Source organism: Streptomyces sp. NBC_00310, assembly GCF_036208085.1.
In the GTDB taxonomy this organism is placed as follows: domain Bacteria; phylum Actinomycetota; class Actinomycetes; order Streptomycetales; family Streptomycetaceae; genus Streptomyces.
The window spans coordinates 4504933-4522550 of sequence record NZ_CP130714.1 but is presented as its reverse complement, the minus strand read 5'-3'; the positions used below and the strand labels follow the sequence as shown (position 1 = coordinate 4522550).

Sequence of the window (17618 nt, the reverse complement as noted above, 5' to 3'; positions counted from 1 at the left end):
GAACCGGCCCCAACCGGCGGTCCGTTGCCTTGGGTTGGCGATGGCACAGAAACACAGGCCACGGCCTTCAGGGGGAGGAACGATGGCGGACAGCAGTTTTGGACCGATGCGTGACGAGGATGCCGATGACGGCTCCGTCGGCATGGGCTCCGCCGCGGGCTCCCCGCGCAAGGAACCGATCCGCGTTCTCGTCGTGGACGACCACGCGCTTTTCCGCCGCGGCCTGGAGATCGTGCTCGCCGCCGAGGAGGACATCCAGGTCGTCGGCGAGGCCGGCGACGGGGCGGAGGCGGTCGACAAGGCCGCGGATCTGCTGCCCGACATCGTGCTGATGGATGTACGGATGCCCAAGCGTGGCGGTATCGAGGCGTGTACCTCCATCAAGGAGGTGGCCCCCAGCGCGAAGATCATCATGCTGACGATCAGCGACGAGGAGGCCGACCTCTACGATGCGATCAAGGCGGGGGCGACCGGTTATCTCCTCAAGGAGATCTCCACGGACGAGGTGGCCACGGCCATTCGCGCGGTCGCCGACGGGCAGTCGCAGATCAGCCCCTCCATGGCGTCGAAACTGCTCACCGAGTTCAAGTCGATGATCCAGCGAACCGACGAGCGGCGTCTCGTGCCGGCGCCGCGGCTGACCGACCGGGAACTGGAAGTGCTCAAGCTCGTGGCGACCGGTATGAACAACCGGGACATCGCCAAGGAGCTGTTCATCTCCGAGAACACCGTGAAGAACCATGTGCGCAACATCCTGGAGAAGCTGCAGCTGCACTCCAGGATGGAGGCCGTGGTGTACGCGATGCGGGAGAAGATCCTCGAGATCCGCTAGGCCGGGCCCAGGTCCCCGAGTCCCTGAGCCCCCGAGTCCCCGGATCTTCGGTTCCTCGGGTCGCTGGGCCGGTGGGTCACGTCAGGGCGCGGACCAAGGGATCGCGTAGTTCGGGAGCGTCCACTCGCTCCACGCGCACGTCCGTGCAGTCCACCCAGGTCGCCGCCTCCAGGAGTGCCTGGGCCACCGCCGGGATCGCCTTGGGGCCGTCGAGGGTGACCTGTTTGGCGACGAGGGTGCGGCCGTCGCGAGCGGGGTCGACGCGGCCGACGAGCCGGCCGCCGGACAGGACCGGCATCGCGAAGTAGCCGTGGACGCGCTTCTGTTTGGGGACGTACGCCTCCAGGCGGTGGGTGAAGCCGAAGATGCGTTCCGTGCGGGCCCGTTCCCAGACGAGGGAGTCGAACGGGGACAGGAGCGTGGTGCGGTGGCGGCCCCGCGGGGGCGTGGCCAGGGCCGCGGGGTCGGCCCAGGCGGGTTTGGCCCAGCCCTCCACGGTGACCGGGACCAGGCCCGAGTCGGCGACCACCGCGTCGAACTGCTCGCCCTTGAGGCGGTGGTAGTCGGCGATGTCCGCGCGGGTGCCGACGCCGAGGGCCTCGCCGGCCAGGCGGACCAGACGGCGCACGCACTCCGTGTCGTCCAGCTCGTCGTGCAGGAGGGTGTCCGGGACGGCGCGTTCGGCGAGGTCGTAGACCCGCTTCCAGCGGCGGCGCTCTACGCAGACCACCTCGCCGTACATCAGGGCGCGCTCGACGGCGACCTTCTCGCCGGACCAGTCCCACCATTCGCTGGTGCGTTTCGCGCCGCCCAGCTCTGTGGCCGTGAGGGGGCCTTCGGCGCGGAGTTGTTTGATGACGCGGTCGTAGGCGTCGTCCGGGAGTTGGTGGTTCCAGTGGGGGCGGGCTCGGTAGGCGCGGCGGCGGAAGGCGAAGTGGGGCCATTCCTCGATGGGGAGGATGCAGGCGGCGTGGGACCAGTACTCGAAGGCGTGGGGGCGTGCAGGCTGCGCGCCGGTGGATGCGGTGGATGCGGTGGACGTGGTGGACGTGGTGGTCCAGTAGGCCTTGTCGACCGTGGTGCGGCCTACGGCGCCGAGGCGGGCGTACGGGATGAGTTCGTGGGAGCGGGCCAGGACCGAGATGGTGTCGAGTTGGACCGCGCCCAGGTGTCGCAGGACGCCGCGGACGCCGGATCTGCGGTCCGGGGCGCCGAGGAAGCCCTGCGCCCGGAGGGCGAGTCGGCGGGCCTCGTCTGCGGTGAGTTCTGTGGTGGGGCGCGGGAGGGAGGTCATGCTCCGCAGGGTAGGGGAGGGGACTGACAGCGGGGGGTGAGCTGCGGGGTTGGGTGTGGAGGCGGGGGGCGGGCGCGGGCGCCGGTGTCGGTGCGGGTGCGGGTGCGGTGCCCGGATCGGGTGGGGTGCCGTGCCTTTTTCGCCCCAGCCGCCCCTACCCGTCCCATCCCAGGGGCGCTGCCCCTTCGACCCCGGCCCCTCCTGGGGGCTGCGCCCCCAGACCCCCATCGGCCTTCGGCCTCGTCCTCAAACGCCGGACGGGCTGGATGGCGCGGCCTCGTCCTCAACGCCGGGCGGGCTGGATGGCGTGGTCTTGTGTTCGGACGCCGGACGGGCTGGATGGCGCGGCCTCGTCCTCAACGCCGGGCGGGCTGGATGGCGCGGCCTCGTCCTCGGACGCCGGGCGGGCTGGATGGTGTGCCCCGTGCTCGGATGCCGGATGGCATGGTCACGGAGCGGGATGGGTTATCGGCGTGCCGGTAGATAGGGCGCCGGAGACGGTAGGCCCAGGTCTGAGGGGAGCAAGGAGGCTATCCAGCAGTCGCGGCGGACTCCGTTGTTGTTGAGGGCGGATCTGAGGGTGCCTTCGAGGGTGAAGCCGGTGTGTTCCGCCACGGAGCGGGAGGCGGTGTTGCCCACTTCGGCGCGCCATTCGAGGCGGTCGAGGGCGAGGGTGGTGAAGGACCAGTGGGCGGCGGCGCGGGTGGCCTCGGTGATGTAGCCGTTGCGGCGATGCTCCCTGGTGGCCCAGAAGCCGATCTCGCCGGTGCCGAGGGAGCGCATGGTGATGCCGAGCATGCCCGCCAGTTCGCCGGAGGCCAGGAAGAGGCCGAAGGTGAACATGGAGGCGGTGGCCCAGCCTTCGGGCACGGCCTGCTCGACGAAACCCTCCGCGTGCTCACGCAAGTACGGCGAGGGGATCGTGGTCCAGCGCTGGATGTCCGGGTCCTGGGCAGCCGCGTACACCGTGTCGGTGTCGCGCCGGTCCACGGTGCGCAGCAGCAGGCGCTCGGTGGTCAGGGTGACGGGTTCCATCGGGCGATTCTGCTCGGCGGAGCGGAAGGGCACCATCCCGATTGAGGCTGTTCTGTGGACGGCGGGGAGATGGTGCGAGGGCGCGGTGCGTGAGGAGGTGTTCACAATTCGCGCATTTCGTGGACGGAACGCGGCACCAACCGCAACGCCCGCCCGTTGTCCTGGTAGCTGTCACTGCCAGACCTCCCTGCACGGCGGGGTCCTCGCTTACGATGGCCGTTGCTCAAGCTGTGATTTAAAACTGCCAACTGTCATTGAAACCGACCGTCCCAGGCCCGACCGGCAAGGAGACAAGCCCCCGTGTCCGTCCTCTCGAAGCTCATGCGTGCAGGCGAAGGCAAAATCCTGCGCAAGCTGCACCGCATCGCGGACCAGGTCAACTCCATCGAAGAGGACTTCGTCGACCTCTCCGACGCCGAGCTGCGCGCCCTCACCGAGGAGTACAAGCAGCGGTACGCCGACGGTGAGACCCTCGACGACCTGCTCCCCGAGGCGTTCGCCACCGTGCGCGAGGGCGCCAAGCGCGCACTCGGCCAGCGCCACTACGACGTGCAGATGATGGGCGGCGCCGCCCTCCACTTCGGCTATGTCGCCGAGATGAAGACCGGTGAGGGCAAGACCCTCGTCGGCACGCTGCCCGCGTATCTGAACGCGTTGTCCGGCAAGGGTGTCCACCTGATCACGGTCAACGACTACCTGGCCGAGCGCGACTCCGAGATGATGGGCCGCGTCCACAAGTTCCTGGGTCTGAGCGTCGGCTGCATCCTCGCCAACATGACGCCGGCCCAGCGCCGCGAGCAGTACGCGTGCGACATCACCTACGGCACGAACAACGAGTTCGGCTTCGACTACCTCCGCGACAACATGGCGTGGTCCCAGGACGAGCTCGTCCAGCGCGGCCACAACTTCGCGATCGTCGACGAGGTCGACTCCATCCTCGTCGACGAGGCCCGTACGCCGCTGATCATCTCCGGCCCGGCCGACCAGGCCACCAAGTGGTACGGCGACTTCGCCAAGCTGGTCACGCGCCTGAAGAAGGGCGAGCCCGGCAACCCCCTCAAGGGCATCGAGGAGACCGGGGACTACGAGGTCGACGAGAAGAAGCGCACCGTCGCCATCCACGAGTCCGGCGTCTCCAAGGTCGAGGACTGGCTGGGCATCGACAACCTCTACGAGTCGGTGAACACCCCTCTGGTGGGCTACCTCAACAACGCCATCAAGGCCAAGGAGCTCTTCAAGAAGGACAAGGACTACGTCGTCATGGACGGCGAAGTCATGATCGTCGACGAGCACACCGGCCGTATCCTCGCCGGCCGCCGTTACAACGAGGGCATGCACCAGGCGATCGAGGCGAAGGAAGGGGTGGACATCAAGGACGAGAACCAGACGCTCGCCACGATCACCCTGCAGAACTTCTTCCGCCTCTACAAGCGCCACGACCACAACGGCAAGGAACAGCCCGGTCTGTCCGGCATGACCGGTACGGCGATGACCGAGGCCGCCGAGTTCCACCAGATCTACAAGCTCGGTGTCGTCCCGATCCCGACGAACCGGCCGATGGTCCGCAAGGACCAGTCCGACCTGATCTACCGCACCGAGGTCGCGAAGTTCGAGGCGGTCGTCGACGACATCGTCGAGAAGCACGAGAAGGGCCAGCCGATCCTCGTCGGTACGACGTCGGTCGAGAAGTCCGAGTACCTGTCCCAGCAGCTGAGCAAGCGCGGCGTCCAGCACGAGGTGCTCAACGCCAAGCAGCACGACCGGGAGGCGACGATCGTCGCCCAGGCCGGCCGCAGGGGCGCCGTGACCGTCGCCACGAACATGGCCGGCCGTGGTACGGACATCAAGCTCGGCGGCAACCCCGACGACCTCGCCGAGGCGGAGCTGCGTCAGCGCGGCCTCGACCCCGAGGAGCACATCGAGGAGTGGGCCCACGCCCTGCCCGAGGCCCTCGCGAAGGCCGAGGAAGCGGTCAAGGCGGAGTTCGAGGAGGTCAAGGAGCTCGGCGGGCTCTACGTCCTCGGCACCGAGCGGCACGAGTCGCGTCGTATCGACAACCAGCTGCGCGGTCGTTCCGGCCGTCAGGGCGACCCCGGCGAGTCCCGCTTCTACCTCTCCCTGGGCGACGACCTGATGCGGCTCTTCAAGGCCCAGATGGTCGAGCGCGTGATGTCCATGGCGAACGTGCCGGACGACGTCCCGATCGAGAACAAGATGGTCACCCGCGCGATCGCCTCCGCCCAGTCGCAGGTCGAGCAGCAGAACTTCGAGACCCGGAAGAACGTCCTCAAGTACGACGAGGTTCTCAACCGGCAGCGCGAGGTCATCTACGGCGAGCGCCGCCGCGTCCTGGAGGGCGAGGACCTGCAGGAGCAGATCCAGCACTTCATGGACGACACCATCGACGCGTACATCGCCGCCGAGACCGCCGAGGGCTTCGCCGAGGAGTGGGACCTCGACCGGCTGTGGGGCGCCTTCAAGCAGCTCTACCCGGTGAAGGTCACCGTCGAGGAGCTGGAGGAGGCCGCCGGGGACCGGGCCGGGCTGACCGCCGAGTTCATCGGCGAGTCCATCAAGGACGACATCACCGAGCAGTACCAGGCGCGTGAGGCGCAGCTCGGCTCCGAGATCATGCGTGAGCTGGAGCGCCGGGTCGTCCTCTCCGTGCTGGACCGCAAGTGGCGCGAGCACCTCTACGAGATGGACTACCTCCAGGAGGGCATCGGTCTGCGTGCGATGGCCCAGAAGGACCCGCTGGTCGAGTACCAGCGCGAGGGCTTCGACATGTTCACCGCCATGATGGAGGGCATCAAGGAGGAGTCCGTCGGCTATCTGTTCAACCTGGAGGTCCAGGTCGAGCAGCAGGTCGAGGAGGTTCCGGTCGAGGACACGAAGCCGTCCCTGGACAAGAACGACGCGGTGCCGGCGCAGGCGGGTGCGTCCCGGCCGGAGATCCGGGCGAAGGGTCTGGAGGCACCGCAGCGCCGTGACCGTCTCCACTTCTCCGCGCCCACCGTCGACGGCGACGGCGGCATCGTCGAGGGCGACCTCCCCGAGGACGAGCCCATCCGCTCCGAGGCCGACGGCCTCACCCGTGCGGAGCGCCGCAAGCAGCAGGGGAAGACGAGCCGCCGCCGCAAGAAGTGAGGGCCACCCCCACAGGGCGCTCCGCGAGGGCGCTCCGCGAGGGCGCTCCGCGAGGGCGCTCCGCGAGGGCGCTCCGCTGGGGCGAGTGGTGAGACACGAGCCGTGAGGCTGTGACAGGGCCGGGCACCTTCGGGTGTCCGGCCCTTCGTGCGTTGCGGGTGGGGTGGGCGAGCCGGGCGTCGGTTCAGACGCCGGGCGTTGGTTCAGGCGCGTACGGCGGCTCGTGGGCAGGTGGGCAGGTGGGCAGTCGGGCATGGCGGGCAAGTGGCCACGGCATGCTGGGGGCTGGTCGGCTGCGGGGGTGGCGCGGCCGTGTGCGGGTGCTGAGGGGGCAGGACGTACGGCCGCGCGGGTGGGGTGGTTCTTCGGGTGCGGGCGGGGCTCAGTCGTCGGTCGGGTGGGGGAGCCTGGGGCCGCCGAGTTCCACCGCCGTGCAGCGCCAGCGGTGGTCGGGGCCGTGTTCCAGGCGGAAGGCCATGGCGCGGAGTCGGTCGCCGGCGCCGATGCGGGCGAAGACCTCCAGGGCGCCCGGGCCGGCCACGTAGTAGCCGATGTCCCGGACGACGGGGTGGGCGCCGTGAGGGGTGCGCAGGGGGCCGCGTTCGGCCAGCCAGGCCAGTTCGTCGTAGGCCCTTCCGGCGGTGTGGCGCAGCATGCTGTGGACGGGGCGGCGGCCGCTGAGGACGGCGAGGAGGAGGTCGGCGAAACGGTCGGTGGGGCGGGGCTGGGGGACGGGTCCGCTGTGGGCCGGGGCCGGGGGCGTGGGGGCCGGGAACCGGGGCGTGGACAGGCGGCCGCCACCCGGAGTCGTGCGGGCCGGCGTACGGCCGGGGCGGCGGGTGTCGTGGCGGACGGGTGGGCGGCTGCCGGGGTGGCGCTTGGTCCTGGTCATGACCTTGTTCATCGGAGATCCCCGTTCGTCGGTGAGGCCGTGAGTACCAGTCGGTAACTTGGCGATGGGGATCTTGTACGAGACCGGAGGGGGCCGTCGCAAGGGAGCGTGGGGCTCTGTCGGGGGCCGCGAGAAGTTCACCTATCAGGGTGATGGGGAGGGGGGTCGGGCCCGGCGGGGCGGGGGTGGACCGGGTGAGGTGGCGGGCCTGGGGTGGACGCGTCCGCAGGGGCGGGCGGGGACTCGAAAGGGGACGCCCGCACGTATCCTGAAGGCCCTCCGGAGGCTTCGCGGAACCTCTGCGACGAACCGAAACGCATCGCCGGACGAACCGCCGAAACGCTCCGAGATCACGACTACGAAAGCGGCCTGCCATGCGCGTCTACGTCCCCCTGACCCTTCCCGGGCTCGCCGAGGCGTACAAGACGGGTGAGCTGGGGGAGGGGGCGTTCGTCGCGTACGCCGTCACGCCGGCTCTGCGGGAGTGGTATCTGTCCGACGACATCGAGGAGTTGGAGTATGCGGCGCTGAACCGGGCGGCGCTCGCGTCGTTGCGGCTGGTGGCCGTGGATCCGACGGCTGCTCGGCGGAGGGTTGTCGTGGCCGTGGATGTGGCGGACCGGGATGCGGTGGCCGACCCCGACCGGGGGCTCGATCCGGTGGCGCTCGGGGAGGTCCGGGTGGCTGGGCCGGTGCCGTTGAGCAAGGCCGCGGCTGTGCACGTCGACTCGCTCGAGGCCGAGGGGGAGGTGGGGGAGGCCGCGGATGCGCTGGGGGCGGCGGATCAGGGGGATGACGATGCGCAGTTCATCGTGGACGGGGCGGACGATCACGAGTTGCTGTGGTATGCGACGCAGGAGATTCCCAACCTGGTGGGGTTGGGGGGCTGAGCGTCCCCGGCGGGGCCGAGGGTTCCGGCGGGGTTGGTGCGCGGCGCCCTCCGCTGGTGCCGGGCGGGGACGGGTTTCGCGTACCGGCGCTCGCCGGGTGCCGCTGCGCCCACCCGTGCCGCCCCAGCGGCACGATTGCCCGCAGCCACGGCGGCCACGGCGGCCACGGCAGCTACGGCGGCCACGGCAGCTACGGCGGCTACGGCGGCTACGGCGGCTACGGCGGCCACGGCGGCCACGGCGGCCACGGCGGCTACGGCGGCTACGGCGGCCACGGCAGCTACGGCAGCTACGGCAGCTACGGCAGCTACGGCGGCCACGGCAGCTACGGCGGCCACGGCAGCTACGGCGGCCACGGCGGCCAAGGCAGCCAAGGCAGCCAAGGCAGCCAAGGCAGCCAAGGCAGCCAAGGCAGCCAAGGCAGCCAAGGCAACGCTCGCGGCTGCTGGCCGGTACGGCGGTTGAGACGGCGCTCGCAGTTGCGGCGGCTGAGGTGGCGGCCGTGACTGCCCGTGGCCGCGGTGGCCGGCGCGGTCGTCGCGGCTGGCCGTAAGGGCCGGGTGCGGAGTCGGGTCCGGGGTCTGGTCGTGGGCGGCGGTGTGCGGCCCCCGTTGGGTTGTCGGTGGTGGGGGGTACCTTTTCGGGTATGGGGAAGCACGGAGTCGGGGCGCATATCGTCTGGGACTGGAACGGGACGTTGTTCCATGACAACGAGGCGATCATCGGGGCGACGAACGCGGCGTTCGCGGAGTTGGGGATCGAGCCGATCACCTTGGAGCGGTACAGGGAGCTGTACTGCGTGCCGGTGCCGAAGTTCTACGAGCGGCTGATCGGGCGGCTGCCCACGGACGAGGAGTGGGAGGCCATGGACGTGGTCTTCCATCGGTACTACGCGGAGCACCGGGTGGCCTGTGGGCTGACCGCAGGCGTGCCGGCGCTGCTCACGGACTGGCTTTCGGCGGGGCGCAGCCAGTCGATCCTCAGCATGTATGTGCACGAGGAGTTGGTTCCGCTGGTCCGGGGGTTCGGGATCGAGCCGCATTTCGTCCGGGTCGACGGGCGGACCGGTCCCTCCGGGGGCAGCAAGACCGAGCACATGGTGCGGCATCTGCGCCGGCTCGTGGGCGTGGAACCGAGACGGACCGTCGTGATCGGGGACGCCGCCGATGACGCGGTCGCCGCCCGGCATGTGGGGGCGCAGGCCGTGCTCTACACCGGCGGCTCCCACGGCCGCGCCAGCCTGGAGGGGGTCGGCGTGCCCGTCGTGGACACCCTGGAGGAGGCCGTCGCCGAGGCCGAGCGGCTGGCGGCGTAACCCCCTCCCCCCTCCCCTCTCACGTCACCGGCGCCTTCGCCCGCAGCACGGTCAGGAACTCCCGCATCCAGCGGGAGTGGTCCGGCCAGGCGCGGGCGGAGACGAGGGTGCCGTCGACGACGGTCTCGGCGTCCTGGAAGGTGGCGCCGGCGGCCTGCATGTCGAGTTCGAGGGCCGGGTACGCGGTGACGCGGCGGCCGTGCAGCGCGTCCACGGCGGCCGTGAGCAGCGGGCCGTGGCAGATCTGGGCGACCGGCTTGTCGGTGTCGAAGAAGGACTTGAGGATCTTGCGCAGCTCGGGGTCGTTGCGGAGGTACTCCGGCGCCCGGCCGCCCGGGACGACGACGGCGACGTACTGGCCGGGGTCGACCTCGGAGAAGGCCAGGTCGGCGGGCCAGGTGTAGCCGGGCTTCTCGGTGTAGGTGTCGAAGCCCGGTTCGAAGTCGTGGACGACGAAGCGGAGCTTCTTGCGGCTGGGGGCGGCGATGTGGACGTCGTACCCCTCCTCGCGGAGGCGTTGGTAGGGGTACAGGACCTCCAGCGACTCCGCCGCGTCGCCGGTCACGATGAGGATCTTGGGCGTCATGGTGGGGCTCCCCTCGGCAGTGCGGCGGACGCGGCCGGGCGCGAGCCGGCGTCGGCGCGTCCTCCGCCAGGGCTTCCTTCGTCAGGCTATGGCTTCCTGGGCAACGTGCATCCGGGGTGCGGGTTTGCCAAGGGGGTGTGCGGATTCGGGGTGCGGTGAAAGCGCGTATAAGCTCGGTTGCGCGGAGGTAAGCTCAAAAGTGCGCGATGGGCACTGTGCAGAACGTCAAAGTTCGACCCCCGGTTTTGTACACATACGGCTCATGACGTGCCCCCCGTCCGGAGGGATAGCCTTGTGGCGTGATCAGCGCGATAGCTCGCGGGGACGCCTTCGTCCCTGCCCTGCGCCCGGTGAGCACGGACTACATCCGTGGCCGGGCGGCGGTCGCTGGTCCTCGCGGGCGGGAGGGAGCCACGAAGGCTCCCGGGACGCCGGGTGCACCCATGGGGCGGACGGCGCCGAGAGCAGCGTCACACCTCTGCCGGGTGCCGAGAATGGCTGATTACCCCCCGCTCATCTCACCCTGCGGCATAGCGTCGAAGCAGACCGGACACCCCGTGTCGTGGTGGCGCGTCGGAGGGGACGAGTTCGTACTTCCTTCTACGTCACGCAACGGCGCGCGACAGGAGCCAGAGGACAATGCAGACCAAGCTGGACGAAGCCAAGGCCGAGCTGCTCGAACGGGCCGCCCGGGTAGCTGAGAACAGCCCGGTCGGGGGGTATCTACCGACTGGGACGACGAGCGAGAGTACGTCCGGCGAACCGGACCACGAGACCGTGCTCGCGTTCCTCCAGCGCTACTACCTGCACACCGCCCCGGAGGACCTGAGCGGCCGCGACCCGGTCGACGTCTTCGGAGCCGCCCACTCCCACTACCGGCTGGCCGAGAACCGCCCCCAGGGCACGGCCAACGTACGGGTCCACACCCCGACCGTCGAGGAGAACGGCTGGACGTGCAGCCACTCCGTCGTCGAGGTCGTCACCGACGACATGCCCTTCCTCGTCGACTCCGTGACCAATGAGCTGTCACGGCAGGGACGCGGCATCCACGTCGTCATCCATCCGCAGGTCGTCGTACGACGGGACGTCACCGGCAAGCTCGTCGAGCTGATCATCGAACCGGCCGCCGTCGCCGCGGCGTCCGCCGCCGTGGCAGCCGGTGAGACGCTGCCGCACGACGCGCACATCGAGTCCTGGATCCACGTCGAGATGGACCGCGAGACCGACCGGGCGGACCTCAAGCAGATCAACAACGATCTGCTCCGTGTCCTGTCCGACGTCCGCGAGGCCGTCGAGGACTGGGAGAAGATGCGGGACGCGGCGGTCCGGATCGCCGACGGGCTGCCCGCCGAGCACACCGCCGACGACCTGCGCGACCAGGACGTGGAGGAGGCCCGCGAGCTGCTGCGCTGGCTCGCCGACGACCACTTCACCTTCCTCGGGTACCGCGAGTACGAGCTGCGCGAGGACGACTCGCTGTCCGCCGTCGCGGGCACCGGGCTGGGCATCCTGCGCTCCGACCCGCACCACGCCGGGCACGACCAGCACCCCGTCAGCTCCTCCTTCGAACGGCTGCCCGCCGACGCCCGCGCCAAGGCCCGTGAGCACAAGCTCCTCGTCCTGACGAAGGCCAACAGCCGGGCCACCGTCCACCGGCCGTCCTACCTCGACTACGTGGGCGTGAAGAAGTTCGACGCCGAGGGGAACGTGGTCGGTGAGCGGCGCTTCCTCGGACTGTTCTCCTCGGCCGCCTACACCGAGTCCGTGCGCCGGGTGCCCGTCGTCCGCCGCAAGGTCGACGACGTCCTGAGGGGCGCCGGATTCTCGCCCAACAGCCACGACGGGCGCGACCTGCTCCAGATCCTGGAGACCTACCCGCGCGACGAACTGTTCCAGACCTCGGCCGACGAGCTGCGCTCCATCGTCACCTCCGTGCTCTATCTGCAGGAGCGCCGGCGGCTGCGGCTCTACCTCCGCCAGGACGAGTACGGGCGCTACTACTCCGCCCTCGTGTACCTCCCGCGCGACCGCTACACCACCGGCGTACGCCTCAGGATCATCGACATCCTGAAGGAGGAACTGGGCGGCATCAGCGTCGACTTCACCGCCTGGAACACCGAGTCGATCCTCTCCCGGCTGCACTTCGTGGTCCGCGTCCAGCCCGGCACCGAACTGCCGCACCTCAGCGACGCCGACAAGGACCGCATCGAGGCCAAGCTGGTCGAGGCCGCCCGGTCCTGGTCGGACGGGTTCGCCGAGGCGCTCAACGCCGAGGTCGGCGAGGAGCGCGCCGCCGAGATGCTGCGCAAGTACGCGAACGCGATCCCCGAGGGGTACAAGGCCGACCACAACCCCCGCTCGGCCGTCGCGGACCTCGTCCGCCTCGAAGCGCTCGACCAGGACGAGGACTTCGAGCTCAGCCTGTACGAGCCGGTGGGCGCCGCGCCCGACGAGCGTCGCTTCAAGATCTACCGCAAGGGCGGCTCCGTCTCGCTCTCCGCGGTGCTGCCCGTCCTCAACCGCATCGGCGTCGAAGTCATCGACGAGCGGCCCTACGAGCTGCGCTGCGCGGACCGGACGACGGCGTGGATCTACGACTTCGGGCTGCGCATGCCCAAGCCGCAGGCCGGGAGTGTGGACTACGGCGGGGACGACGCCCGGGAGCGGGTGCAGGAGACCTTCGCCGCCACCTGGACCGGACAGGCCGAGAACGACGGGTTCAACGCGCTCGTGCTGAGCGCGGGCCTCACCTGGCGGCAGGCCATGGTGCTGCGCGCGTACGCCAAGTACCTGCGGCAGGCCGGGTCCACCTTCAGCCAGGACTACATGGAGGACACCCTCCGCGACAACGTCCACACCACCCGGCTGCTCGTGTCGCTGTTCGAGGCGCGGATGTCGCCGGACCGGCAGCGGGCGGGCCGCGAGATCGTCGACGCGCTGCTCGAGGAGGTCGACGCGGCGCTCGACCAGGTGGCGAGCCTCGACGAGGACCGGATCCTGCGGTCGTTCCTGACCGTCATCAAGGCGACGCTGCGCACGAACTTCTTCCAGGAGGCGAGCGGCGGCAAGCCGCACGACTACGTCTCCATGAAGTTCGACCCGCAGGCCATCCCCGACCTGCCGGCGCCGCGACCGGCGTACGAGATCTGGGTGTACTCGCCGCGGGTCGAGGGCGTGCACCTGCGGTTCGGGAAGGTCGCCCGCGGTGGTCTGCGCTGGTCGGACCGGCGGGAGGACTTCCGGACCGAGATCCTGGGCCTGGTCAAGGCGCAGATGGTCAAGAACACCGTCATCGTGCCGGTCGGCGCCAAGGGCGGCTTCGTCGCCAAGCAGCTGCCCGATCCGTCGGTGGACCGGGACGCGTGGCTGGCCGAGGGCATCCGGAGCTACAAGACCTTCATCTCCGCGCTGCTCGACATCACCGACAACATGGTCGCCGGCGAGGTCGTGCCGCCCGCCGACGTCGTACGGCACGACGAGGACGACACCTATCTCGTCGTCGCCGCCGACAAGGGCACCGCGACCTTCTCCGACATCGCCAACGGGGTCGCCGAGAACTACAACTTCTGGCTCGGGGACGCCTTCGCCTCCGGCGGCAGCGCCGGCTACGACCACAAGGGCATGGGCATCACCGCGCGTGGTGCCTGGGAGTCGGTGAAGCGGCACTTCCGGGAGCTGGGGGTGGACACGCAGGCCGAGGACTTCACGGTCGTCGGCATCGGTGACATGTCCGGTGACGTGTTCGGCAACGGCATGCTGCTGAGCGAGCACATCCGGCTGGTCGCCGCCTTCGACCACCGGCACATCTTCATCGACCCGAACCCGGACGCGGCCACCTCGTACGCCGAGCGCCGTCGCGTGTTCGAGCTGCCCCGCTCCAGCTGGGCCGACTACGACACCGATCTGATCTCCACCGGCGGCGGCGTCTTCCCGCGCACCGCCAAGGCGATCCCGATCAACGGCCACATCCGGGACGTGCTCGGCATCGAGGAGAAGATCTCCAAGATGACCCCGGCCGACCTGATGAGGGCGATCCTCAAGGCACCGGTCGACCTGCTGTGGAACGGCGGCATCGGCACGTACGTCAAGTCCTCGGCCGAGTCGCACACCGATGTCGGCGACAAGGCCAACGACGCGATCCGGGTCGACGGCGCCGACCTGCGCGTCCAGGTCGTCGGCGAGGGCGGCAACCTCGGCCTGACCCAGCTGGGCCGGATCGAGTTCGCGCAGAAGGGCGGGCGGGTCAACACCGACGCCATCGACAACAGCGCGGGCGTGGACACCTCCGACCACGAGGTGAACATCAAGATCCTGCTCAACGGCCTGGTCCGGGACGGCGACATGACGGTCAAGCAGCGCAACAAGCTGCTCGCCGAGATGACCGACGAGGTCGGCCGGCTCGTCCTGCGCAACAACTACGCGCAGAACACGGCGATCGCCAACGCCCTCGCCCAGTCCAAGGACATGCTCCACGCCCAGCAGCGCTTCATGCGCCACCTGGTCCGTGAGGGCCACCTCGACCGGGCGCTCGAATTCCTGCCCACCGACCGGCAGATCCGCGAGCGCCTGGGCACCGGACAGGGCCTCACCGGCCCCGAGACGGCCGTCCTCCTCGCCTACACGAAGATCACGGTCGCCGACGAACTGCTGCACACCTCGCTGCCGGACGACGCCTACCTGCGCAAGCTACTGCACGCGTACTTCCCGGCCGCGCTGGGCGAGCGGTTCCCCGAGCACATCGACAGCCACCCGCTGAGCCGCGAGATCGTCACGACCCTGCTGGTCAACGACACGGTCAACACGGGCGGTACGAGCTTCCTGCACCGGCTGCGGGAGGAGACCGGGGCCTCGCTGGAGGAGATCGTCCGGGCGCAGACCGCGTCCCGCGCGATCTTCGGGTCGGCCGCGGTGTGGGACGGCGTCGAGGCGCTGGACAACAAGGTGGACGCGGCCGTCCAGACCCGGATCCGGCTGCACTCCCGCCGCCTCGTCGAGCGCGGTACGCGCTGGCTGCTCAACAACCGGCCGCAGCCGCTGGAGCTCAGCGGGACCATCGCCTTCTTCAAGGAGGACGTGCACCTGGTCTGGGGCGAGCTGCCCAAGCTGCTGCGCGGCGCGGACCTGGAGTGGTACCAGAAGATCTACGACGAGCTGACGGGCGCCGGGGTCCCGGAGGAGCTGGCCACGCGCGTCGCGGGCTTCTCCTCGGCCTTCCCCACGCTCGACATCGTCGCCGCCGCCGACCGGGTCGGCCGGACGCCGATGGAGGTCGCCGAGGTGTACTACGACCTCGCCGACCGGCTGCGCATCACCCAGCTCATGGACCGCATCATCGAGCTGCCGCGCGCCGACCGCTGGCAGTCCATGGCCCGCGCGGCGATCCGCGAGGACCTGTACGCGGCCCACGCGTCCCTCACCGCCGAGGTCCTCTCCGCGGGCAACGGCACCTCCACACCCGAGGAGCGCTTCAAGGTGTGGGAGCAGAAGAACGCGGCGCTCCTGGGCCGGGCCCGCACGACCCTGGAGGACATCCAGAGCTCCGACGCGTTCGACCTCGCCAACCTGTCGGTGGCGATGCGGACGATGAGGACGCTGCTGCGCAGCCACTCGTAGAGCGGCAGGCGGTACGGCGAAGGGGGCGCCCCACGGTTGTGGGGCGCCCCCTTCGTGTGCGGTGGCGGACTGGGCTAGTCGGTGATCTTCCAGAGCGTCAGCTTGCCCTGGACCGTGGGGACTTCCCAGCTGTAGTCGCCCGGCGTCAGCGCGGTGATCTCGTACATGGCGAGGTTGCCGGACGTGGTGACCGTGCAGAGCCTGGTGCCCTCGTCGATCTCCGCCTGATCGCCGAAGTCCTCGGAGTCCAGGGTCGAGGGCAGGACGTTCGTTCCCGTGCCTTCGGCGCACTCCTGGGGCGTGGCGCCGACGCTCTTGCCCATCGTCGTCTCGAAGTACCAGTAGCTGTTGTTCAGGTACATGTCTTTCAGGTCGTCGGCCATCGCGTCCTCGGTGTCGACCTCGGGCTTGTCGAAGTCGACGTTGACGTAGTCCGAGCCGGTGGGGGTGCGGAGGGTGAAGGCCTTGCCTTCGAAGAGGGCCGTGTACCGGGCGTTCTCGGGGATGGTGGGGGACCCGCTCGGGGTCGTCCCGTCCCCGCCGCCGTCCTCGCCGTCGGAGCCGGCGCCGGAGTCGGCGGCGGACTCGGTCGGGGTCGGCGTCGAGGCCGCCTTGTCGCCGTCCTCGTCCTTGCCGCTGTCCTTCGTGCTGTTCGCCGTGGCGTTGCTGTCGTCCTTCTCGTCCAGCACATACACGGCGGCCGCCGCGCCCGAGCCGGCCACGAGCACGAGGGCCAGGGCGACGAGGGCCGCCTTCAGGCCGCGGCGGCTCTTCTTGGGAGCGGCCGGTGCGGGTGCCGGGGGCTGCGGGGTGAGGTGGTAGGTGTCGGTGGCCGGGGGCGGGTAGCCGTAGCCGGGAGCCGGGGCCTGGCCCTGTGCCGGCGGGCCGAAGCCGGTCGGTGGGGGCGTCGGGGCCGCCTGCGGTACGCCCTGGGTGGTGCCCTGCTCCGCCGGGTTGTGCGGCGGTGCCGCGGGAGGCGTCGGGGCGATGGTCGCCGGACCGGCCGGGGGCGCCACCGGAGGTGCCGCGGGCATCTGGGGCGCCGTCGGCTGGGGTGGGGTCCGGGCGGAGTGCTCGCGGCGGGCGATCTCGGCGGTGAGGGGCTGCGGCAGCCAGCCGGTGAAGTCGCCGATGCCTCGGCCCGCCGACTCCTGGCAGAGCGCGGCCAGTTCCTCGGTGCCGATGCGGTCCGTCGGCTCGGCGGTCAGGCAGCGCTCCAGCAGGGGCCGCAGCCGCTCGTCGTACCCGTCGAGCTTCGGCGGACGCTGGGCCGTGTTGGCGATCTGCGCGGCGATGGTGATGGCGCCGCCGTCGCCGTACGGGTGGCGTCCGGTGGCCGCGACGGCGGCGATCAGGCCGAGCGAGAAGACGTCGGTGGCCGGGGTGACCGGCTCGCCGAGGGCGTGCTCCGGCGACATGTACTGCGGGGTGCCGATCAGGCCGCCGGACTGCGTGAGGTGGGTGGCGTCGGCGGCGCGGGCGATGCCGAAGTCGATGACGTACGGGCCCTGCGAGCCCAGCAGGATGTTGCTGGGCTTGAGGTCGCGGTGGATGACGTCGGCCGCGTGGATGGAGGTGAGGGCGCGGGCCGCGCAGCCGACGAGCTGGAAGACGGCGGGCAGGGGGAGCGGTCCGAAGGCGACGAGGGCGTCGTGCAGGGGGATGCCCGCGATGAACGCCGATGCCAGCCAGGGGAGTTCGCCGGTGGTGTCGTGGTCGACGACCGGGACGATGTGGTAGCCCTGCACGCGGCGGGCCGCCTGGACCTCCTGCTCGAAACGGCGGCGGAAGTCGGGGTCCTGGCCGTATTCGCGGCGGATGACCTTCAGGGCGACGGGCTGGCCGCCGCGGGTGTGCGACAGATAGACCGTGCCCATGCCGCCCTCGCCGATGCGGGCGTGCAGGTGGTATCCGGCGGTCTCTCGTGGGTCCTGCGGTCCCAGAGGGCTCAGGATGTCGCCAGTGCTGCTGCTGATGGGAGCCTCCCCCGGTACGGTGCGCAACTCCTGTGCAC

11 protein-coding genes are annotated in these 17618 nt (G+C 70.3%); 6 read left to right on the top strand and 5 right to left on the bottom strand.

Translation table 11 applies throughout. From position 1 onward, the window contains the following. The first annotated feature begins 82 nt into the window (after positions 1–82). Positions 83–832, top strand: coding sequence for a response regulator (locus OG202_RS19780; RefSeq protein WP_239754909.1), 750 nt, complete (start codon positions 83–85; stop codon positions 830–832). Between the two features lie 76 nt (positions 833–908). On the opposite strand, the gene OG202_RS19775 is transcribed toward OG202_RS19780, so the two are convergent. Together OG202_RS19775 and OG202_RS19770 are read right to left on the bottom strand one after the other, a co-directional pair. After that, on the bottom strand, positions 909–2126 hold the full coding sequence (locus OG202_RS19775) for a winged helix-turn-helix domain-containing protein (protein ID WP_328223224.1): 1218 nt from the start codon (positions 2124–2126) through the stop codon (positions 909–911). Between the two features lie 465 nt (positions 2127–2591). Next, positions 2592–3161 (bottom strand): GNAT family N-acetyltransferase, encoded by a 570-nt coding sequence (locus OG202_RS19770; RefSeq protein WP_326582365.1) that lies wholly within the window; start codon positions 3159–3161, stop codon positions 2592–2594. 300 nt (positions 3162–3461) lie between these two features. On the opposite strand from OG202_RS19770, the gene secA reads away from it, so the two are divergent. Beyond that, the gene (gene secA / locus OG202_RS19765) at positions 3462–6308 is read left to right on the top strand and encodes a preprotein translocase subunit SecA (RefSeq protein WP_326582366.1); all 2847 of its coding nucleotides are present in this window, start codon (positions 3462–3464) and stop codon (positions 6306–6308) included. A 382-nt stretch (positions 6309–6690) separates the two neighbouring features. On the opposite strand, the gene OG202_RS19760 is transcribed toward secA, so the two are convergent. Further along, positions 6691–7212: an Rv3235 family protein gene (locus OG202_RS19760; protein ID WP_327729427.1), complete on the bottom strand. Its 522-nt coding sequence runs from the start codon at positions 7210–7212 to the stop codon at positions 6691–6693. Positions 7213–7574: 362 nt separating this feature from the next. Between OG202_RS19760 and OG202_RS19755 the strand changes: the two genes are divergently transcribed. The 3 genes from OG202_RS19755 (at position 7575) to OG202_RS19745 (ending at position 9405) form a co-directional block, all read left to right on the top strand. Then, positions 7575–8090 carry a DUF6912 family protein gene (locus OG202_RS19755; RefSeq protein ID WP_326582368.1) on the top strand — a complete coding sequence of 172 codons (516 nt, stop codon included), beginning with the start codon at positions 7575–7577 and terminating at the stop codon, positions 8088–8090. A 56-nt stretch (positions 8091–8146) separates the two neighbouring features. Then, the gene (locus OG202_RS19750) at positions 8147–8596 is read left to right on the top strand and encodes a hypothetical protein (protein WP_328223223.1); all 450 of its coding nucleotides are present in this window, start codon (positions 8147–8149) and stop codon (positions 8594–8596) included. 140 nt (positions 8597–8736) lie between these two features. Further along, complete coding sequence (locus OG202_RS19745; RefSeq protein WP_327729429.1) at positions 8737–9405, top strand: HAD family hydrolase; 669 nt, start codon at positions 8737–8739, stop codon at positions 9403–9405. A 19-nt stretch (positions 9406–9424) separates the two neighbouring features. Here OG202_RS19745 and OG202_RS19740 read toward each other — a convergent pair whose 3' ends face one another. Continuing rightward, the gene (locus tag OG202_RS19740; protein WP_326582371.1) at positions 9425–9991 is read right to left on the bottom strand and encodes a DJ-1/PfpI family protein; all 567 of its coding nucleotides are present in this window, start codon (positions 9989–9991) and stop codon (positions 9425–9427) included. A gap of 639 nt (positions 9992–10630) precedes the next feature. Here OG202_RS19740 and OG202_RS19735 point away from each other — a divergent pair. Next, a complete protein-coding gene (locus tag OG202_RS19735) occupies positions 10631–15604 on the top strand; it encodes an NAD-glutamate dehydrogenase (protein WP_328223222.1) in 4974 nt (1657 codons plus the stop codon). A gap of 74 nt (positions 15605–15678) precedes the next feature. On the opposite strand, the gene OG202_RS19730 is transcribed toward OG202_RS19735, so the two are convergent. After that, the gene (locus tag OG202_RS19730; RefSeq protein ID WP_328223221.1) at positions 15679–17607 is read right to left on the bottom strand and encodes a serine/threonine-protein kinase; all 1929 of its coding nucleotides are present in this window, start codon (positions 17605–17607) and stop codon (positions 15679–15681) included. Positions 17608–17618: the final 11 nt, after the last annotated feature.